A 6,457-nucleotide genomic window follows, 5' to 3' on the forward strand; every position below is an offset into this window, starting at 1 on the left:
GGCTCTGTCAGACTGCATCTCAGTGGTGAAACTTTCGCTCAGGATAGCGGTCGGAAGTTAACTTAGTTCTCATTGCGAGATTGTGTAATTTTCTCGCGCACAGTTATAGTACGGGCTCAGTTCTGTACACGATTTCCGGGGCGAGAGGCTTCGGTTTTGGAGAAATGGATGAAATCACTGTTTAAAGTCACACTGTTAGCCACCACAATGGCCGTTGCGCTGCATGCACCGCTGACAATGGCCGCTGAAACCACCCCGGCTCAACAGGCACCACAACAGGCACCGCAGCCGGCACCGAAGAATGACGCCTTTAAAAATGACGACCAGCAGTCAGCCTATGCGCTGGGCGCATCGCTTGGCCGTTACATGGAAAACTCCCTCAAGGAGCAGGAAAAACTCGGCATCACGCTGGATAAACAGCAGCTGATCTCCGGCGTTCAGGATGCTTTTGCTGGCAAGAGCAAGCTCTCCGATCAGGAAATCGAACAGACTCTGCAGGCGTTTGAGACGCGCGTGAAGGGTGCCGCTCAGGCGAAGATGGAAAAAGATGCAAAAGAGAATACCCAGAAGGGTGACGCTTTTGCCACCAAATTTGCTAAAGAAAAAGGCGTGAAGAAGACCGAGTCCGGCCTGCTGTATCACGTTGAGAAAGAAGGTACCGGTGATATTCCTAAAGACAGCGATACCGTGGTGGTGAACTACAAAGGTACGCTGATCGACGGCACCGAGTTTGATAACTCTTACACCCGTGGTGAGCCTCTCTCCTTCCGTCTTGATGGCGTGATCCCTGGCTGGACAGAAGGTCTTAAGCACGTCAAGAAAGGCGGCAAGATCAAGCTGGTCATCCCACCGCAGCTGGCTTACGGTAAAAACGGCGTGCCTGGTATTCCTGCGAACTCCACGCTGGTGTTTGACGTTGAGCTTCTCGACATCAAACCTGCGGCCAAAGCAGATGCTAACGCTGAGAAACCTGCAGAATCACCTGCTGCTGCCCAGTCTAAATAATATTTTCACCGCCACACCTTGTGTGGCGGTGGTTTCCCTTTCGTTACCCCTGCTTTCATCCCATTCTTTGCGTTCTCCTGCATTTCATGACAAAGGTCAGGACAGATGTTTCTGATATTTGCTAGACTGCCCTCCGTTTAACTTCTTCAGAATAAGTCTGCCCTGCCGCTGTGCGACAGGCTCTTGCAACGGGTGGTGTCTTAATGTCTGGTACAACATTTACCGGTGATGTGACAGAGCTGGAGCTGCTGGAGCAGCGTCCCTTTGAGCAGTCCGACTTCGATATTCTGAAATCCTATGAAGCCGTGGTGGATGGGCTGGCAATGCTCATTGGCCCTCACTGTGAGATCGTGCTGCATTCGCTGGCGGACCTGAACTGTTCAGCAGTCAGGATTGCCAACGGGGAACATACCGGGCGCAAAGTGGGTTCACCGATTACCGATCTGGCGCTGCGTATGCTTCATGATATGAGTGATGCCGAAAGCAATGTTTCAAGAGCCTATTTCACCCGCGCGAAAAGCGGCGTGCTGATGAAATCCGTGACTATCGCCATCCGCAATGGTCAGCATCGCGCTATTGGCCTGCTGTGTATCAATATGAACCTGGACGTTCCCTTTTCACAGATTATGGCCACCTTCATGCCTCCTGAAACGCAGGACGTGGCATCATCGGTCAATTTTGCCTCGTCGGTTGAAGATCTGGTCATGCAAACGCTGGAGTTCACCATTGAAGAAGTCAGCGCCGATCGTAATATTTCGAACAACACCAAGAATCGTCAGATTGTCCTTAATCTCTATGAGAAGGGCATCTTCGACATTAAAGATGCGATCAATCAGGTTGCAGAGCGACTGAATATCTCCAGACATACCGTTTATCTCTATATCCGCCAGTTTAAAAGCGGCGATATCCAGAGTCAGGATCGCTAATGCGCTTTACGCTTCTGGTCACCGGGCCGGCTTACGGCACACAGCAGGCTTCCAGCGCTTATCTGTTTGCTCAGGCGCTGCTACGCAGTGGCCATAGCCTTGAGAGCGTATTCTTTTATCGTGAAGGTGTACTGAATGCCAGTCAGCTGACGTCGCCTGCCAGTGATGAGTTCGACCTCACCCAGGCCTGGCAGGCGCTGCATCAGCAGCACGGTGTGGCATTGCATATCTGTGTCGCGGCCGCGCTGCGACGCGGCATCGCCGATGTGCAGGAAGCCAAAAGTCAGGGGCTGCCCGCTGCAAATCTGGCTGAGGGCTTTGAGCTGACGGGACTGGGCGCGCTGGCTGAAGCGGCGCTGGTTGCCGAGAGGATGGTACAGTTCTGATGAAGCGCATTGCTTTTGTTTTCACCCAGGCGCCACACGGCAGCAGCGCAGGACGTGAAGGGCTCGATGCCGTACTGGCTACCTCCGCGTTAACAGACGAGATCGCGCTCTTTTTTATCAGCGATGGCGTTTTACAGCTTATGCAACAGCAGCAACCCGAAAAAATTATTTCGCGCAATTATAGTGCGACCTTTGGCGTGTTGCCTCTGTATGATATTGAGCGCTGCTATGTCTGTTCTGCCTCGCTGGCCGAGCGTGGCATCCCGGCCGATTTCCCGACAATCCTGCCGGTGGATACGCTCAAACCCGAGCAATTGCGAGCCGAGCTGGCAAAATACGATCGCATAATATCGTTCTGAGGACGCTATGCTACATACCCTGACTCACTCCCCCTTTCAGAGCGATTTCAGCGCGCTACTCCGGTTTCTGGCTGAGGGAGATGACCTTCTGCTACTTCAGGATGGGGTTCTTGCCGCACTGGAGGGGAGCCAGGCGCTTGAATTAGTGCTGCGCGCCCCCATATCGGTTTACGTGCTCGAAGAAGATATCAGCGCGCGCGGGCTTTCTGGTCAAATTTCGCCCAGAGTAACTGCAGTAAGCTATACTGACTTCGTCGCGCTGGCAGTAAAAAATCCACAACAAATGGCCTGGTAATGAATGATATCCTGGTTATTTCTTGACACCTTTTCTGCTCAGCCCTAAAATTCCGCGTCCTCGTTATACCACGAGGCGATTTATCACGTGTTTACGAAGCAAAAGCAAATCCCAGGAGCTATTTGATGGCAACAGTTAACCAGCTGGTTCGCAAACCACGCGCACGCAAAGTTGCAAAGAGCAACGTGCCTGCGCTGGAAGCCTGCCCGCAGAAACGTGGTGTATGTACTCGCGTATATACTACTACTCCTAAAAAACCGAACTCCGCACTGCGTAAAGTATGTCGTGTTCGCTTAACCAACGGTTTTGAAGTTACCTCCTATATTGGTGGTGAAGGTCATAACCTGCAGGAACACTCCGTGATCCTGATCCGTGGCGGTCGTGTAAAAGACCTGCCAGGTGTGCGTTACCACACCGTTCGTGGCGCGCTGGACTGCTCAGGTGTTAAAGACCGTAAGCAGTCTCGCTCCAAGTACGGCGTGAAGAAGCCAAAGGCTTAATGGTTCTCCGTTAAGTAAGGCCAAACGTTTTATCTTAAATGTCATAATAAACTCGTAGAGTTTTGGACAATCCTGAATTAACAACGGAGTATTTCCATGCCACGTCGTCGCGTTATTGGCCAGCGTAAAATCCTGCCAGATCCTAAGTTCGGATCAGAGCTGCTGGCAAAATTTGTAAATATCCTGATGGTAGACGGTAAAAAATCTACTGCTGAATCAATCGTCTATACCGCGCTTGAGACCCTGGCTCAGCGTTCAGGTAAAAACGAGCTGGAAGCCTTTGAAGTCGCCCTGGACAACGTCCGCCCAACCGTGGAAGTTAAATCCCGTCGCGTTGGTGGTTCTACTTATCAGGTTCCAGTTGAAGTCCGTCCGGTTCGTCGTAATGCTCTGGCAATGCGTTGGATCGTTGAAGCTGCTCGTAAACGCGGTGATAAATCAATGGCTCTGCGCCTGGCGAACGAACTTTCTGATGCTGCAGAGAACAAAGGTACTGCAGTTAAGAAACGTGAAGACGTTCACCGTATGGCCGAAGCCAACAAGGCGTTCGCTCACTACCGCTGGTAACAGCTTCGTAGTTGTTATTAACCCAGCGGACGTCCCAGTGACTGAACCGCTGGGTTTTACTAACTTAGAACGTCCGAGAATCAGAGGAATCAAATGGCTCGTACAACACCCATTACACGCTACCGTAACATTGGTATCAGTGCACACATCGACGCCGGTAAGACGACCACCACCGAACGTATTCTGTTCTACACCGGTGTAAACCACAAAATCGGTGAAGTTCATGATGGCGCCGCCACCATGGACTGGATGGCACAGGAGCAGGAGCGTGGTATTACCATTACCTCCGCTGCGACCACCGCTTTCTGGTCTGGTATGGCTAAGCAGTTCGAGCCGCACCGCGTTAACATCATTGACACCCCCGGACACGTTGACTTCACTATCGAAGTAGAACGTTCTATGCGTGTTCTCGACGGCGCAGTAATGGTTTACTGTGCGGTTGGTGGTGTGCAGCCACAGTCTGAAACCGTATGGCGTCAGGCGAACAAATATAAAGTTCCACGCATCGCGTTCGTTAACAAAATGGACCGTATGGGTGCTAACTTCCTGAAAGTTGTTGGCCAGATTGAATCACGTCTGGGCGCAACGCCGGTCCCTCTGCAGCTGGCTATCGGCGCAGAAGAGAAATTTACCGGTGTTGTTGACCTGATCAAGATGAAAGCCATCAACTGGAACGACGCTGACGCAGGCGTGACCTTCGACTACGAAGAGATCCCAGCTGATATGAAGGAACTGGCTGAAGAATGGCGCCAGAAACTGATTGAAGCCGCAGCAGAAGGTTCTGATGAACTGATGGAGAAATTCTTCGGTGGCGAAGAGCTGTCTGAAGAAGAGATCAAAGCTTCCCTGCGTAAGCGCGTACTGAATAACGAAATCATCCTGGTTACCTGCGGTTCTGCATTTAAGAACAAAGGTGTTCAGGCGATGCTGGATGCAGTAATCGAATATCTGCCGTCACCGACTGACGTGACTGCGATCAACGGTTTGCTGGATGATGGCAAAGACACCCCAGCCGTACGTCACTCCGATGACGACGAGCCGTTTGCTGCGCTGGCGTTTAAAATTGCTACCGACCCGTTTGTAGGTAACCTGACGTTCTTCCGCGTGTACTCCGGTATCGTTAACTCCGGTGACACCGTGTATAACCCGGTTAAATCTGCTCGTGAGCGTCTGGGCCGTATCGTACAGATGCACGCCAACAAACGTGAAGAGATCAAAGAAGTTCGCGCAGGCGATATCGCTGCGGCGATTGGTCTGAAAGACGTGACTACCGGTGACACTCTGTGTGATCCAGACAATGTGATCATTCTGGAGCGTATGGAATTCCCTGAGCCGGTAATCTCCATCGCGGTAGAACCAAAAACCAAAGCTGACCAGGAAAAAATGGGTCTGGCTCTGGGGCGTCTGGCTAAAGAAGACCCGTCATTCCGCGTATGGACTGACGAAGAAACTAACCAGACCATTATTGCCGGTATGGGTGAGCTGCACCTCGACATCATCGTTGACCGCATGAAGCGTGAATTCAACGTTGAAGCGAACGTCGGTAAACCTCAGGTTGCTTACCGTGAAGCAATTCGCGCGAAAGTTACCGATATCGAAGGTAAACACGCCAAGCAGTCTGGTGGTCGTGGACAGTACGGTCATGTTGTTATCGACATGTACCCACTGGAGCCGGGCGTTAACCCTAAAGGTTACGAATTTGTCAACGATATCAAGGGTGGTGTGATTCCTACTGAATACATCCCTGCGGTTGACAAAGGTATCCAGGAGCAGCTGAAATCAGGTCCTCTGGCTGGTTATCCGGTAGTTGATCTGGGCGTTCGTCTGCACTTTGGTTCTTACCATGACGTTGACTCCTCAGAGCTGGCGTTCAAACTGGCAGCTTCTATTGCGTTCAAAGACGGCTTTAAGAAAGCAACTCCAGTACTGCTTGAGCCGATCATGAAGGTTGAAGTAGAGACGCCGGAAGAGAACACCGGTGACGTTATCGGTGACCTTAGCCGTCGTCGTGGTATGCTTAAGGGACAAGAATCAAACGCTACTGGCGTTGAGATTCACGCTGAAGTTCCACTATCTGAAATGTTCGGATATGCAACTCAGCTGCGTTCTCTGACTAAAGGCCGTGCTTCATACTCGATGGAGTTCCTGAAGTATGATGATGCGCCGAACAACGTCGCTCAGGCCGTTATCGAAGCTCGTAGCAAATAAGCTACAGTTTTAAAATATTGATCCTATGCTCTCACCGCAGTGTGAGAGCATTAAAGTAAGGAATATCGTCGTGGCTAAAGAGAAATTTGAACGTAACAAACCGCACGTCAACGTTGGTACTATCGGACACGTTGACCACGGTAAAACTACCCTGACTGCAGCTATCACCACCGTTCTGGCTAAAACCTACGGCTGTCTCTTATACACATCT

At 51.3% G+C, this 6,457-nt stretch carries 9 protein-coding genes; all 9 read left to right on the plus strand.

All coding sequences use genetic code 11. From position 1 onward, the window contains the following. Nucleotides 1–168: 168 nt before the first annotated feature. Entirely contained in the window at nt 169–1,005 is an 837-nt protein-coding gene (fkpA, locus tag ACLRGG_RS07460) for an FKBP-type peptidyl-prolyl cis-trans isomerase (protein WP_416249127.1), read from the plus strand. A gap of 203 nt (nt 1,006–1,208) precedes the next feature. Then, on the plus strand, nt 1,209–1,931 hold the full coding sequence (locus ACLRGG_RS07465) for a helix-turn-helix transcriptional regulator (protein ID WP_416249128.1): 723 nt from the start codon (nt 1,209–1,211) through the stop codon (nt 1,929–1,931). Next, nucleotides 1,931–2,317: a sulfurtransferase complex subunit TusD gene (gene tusD / locus ACLRGG_RS07470; protein ID WP_067709921.1), complete on the plus strand. Its 387-nt coding sequence runs from the start codon at nt 1,931–1,933 to the stop codon at nt 2,315–2,317. The genes ACLRGG_RS07465 and tusD overlap by 1 nt, the downstream gene beginning before the upstream one ends. Beyond that, the gene (tusC, locus tag ACLRGG_RS07475) at nt 2,317–2,676 is read left to right on the plus strand and encodes a sulfurtransferase complex subunit TusC (RefSeq protein WP_416249129.1); all 360 of its coding nucleotides are present in this window, start codon (nt 2,317–2,319) and stop codon (nt 2,674–2,676) included. The genes tusD and tusC overlap by 1 nt, the downstream gene beginning before the upstream one ends. A gap of 7 nt (nt 2,677–2,683) precedes the next feature. After that, the gene (gene tusB / locus ACLRGG_RS07480; RefSeq protein WP_416249130.1) at nt 2,684–2,971 is read left to right on the plus strand and encodes a sulfurtransferase complex subunit TusB; all 288 of its coding nucleotides are present in this window, start codon (nt 2,684–2,686) and stop codon (nt 2,969–2,971) included. A gap of 125 nt (nt 2,972–3,096) precedes the next feature. Beyond that, the gene (gene rpsL, locus ACLRGG_RS07485; protein WP_013204141.1) at nt 3,097–3,471 is read left to right on the plus strand and encodes a 30S ribosomal protein S12; all 375 of its coding nucleotides are present in this window, start codon (nt 3,097–3,099) and stop codon (nt 3,469–3,471) included. Between the two features lie 96 nt (nt 3,472–3,567). Further along, nucleotides 3,568–4,038, plus strand: coding sequence for a 30S ribosomal protein S7 (rpsG, locus tag ACLRGG_RS07490; RefSeq protein ID WP_008457106.1), 471 nt, complete (start codon nt 3,568–3,570; stop codon nt 4,036–4,038). Nucleotides 4,039–4,131: 93 nt separating this feature from the next. Continuing rightward, the gene (gene fusA / locus ACLRGG_RS07495) at nt 4,132–6,246 is read left to right on the plus strand and encodes an elongation factor G (RefSeq protein ID WP_416249131.1); all 2,115 of its coding nucleotides are present in this window, start codon (nt 4,132–4,134) and stop codon (nt 6,244–6,246) included. A gap of 70 nt (nt 6,247–6,316) precedes the next feature. Then, nucleotides 6,317–6,457, plus strand: a 141-nt coding sequence (locus tag ACLRGG_RS07500; protein WP_416249138.1) for a GTP-binding protein, incomplete at its 3' end; no start/stop codon positions are given.

Origin of the sequence: Erwinia sp. PPS120 (genome assembly GCF_047918655.1) — a bacterium.
GTDB lineage: Bacteria > Pseudomonadota > Gammaproteobacteria > Enterobacterales > Enterobacteriaceae > Erwinia > Erwinia tasmaniensis_A.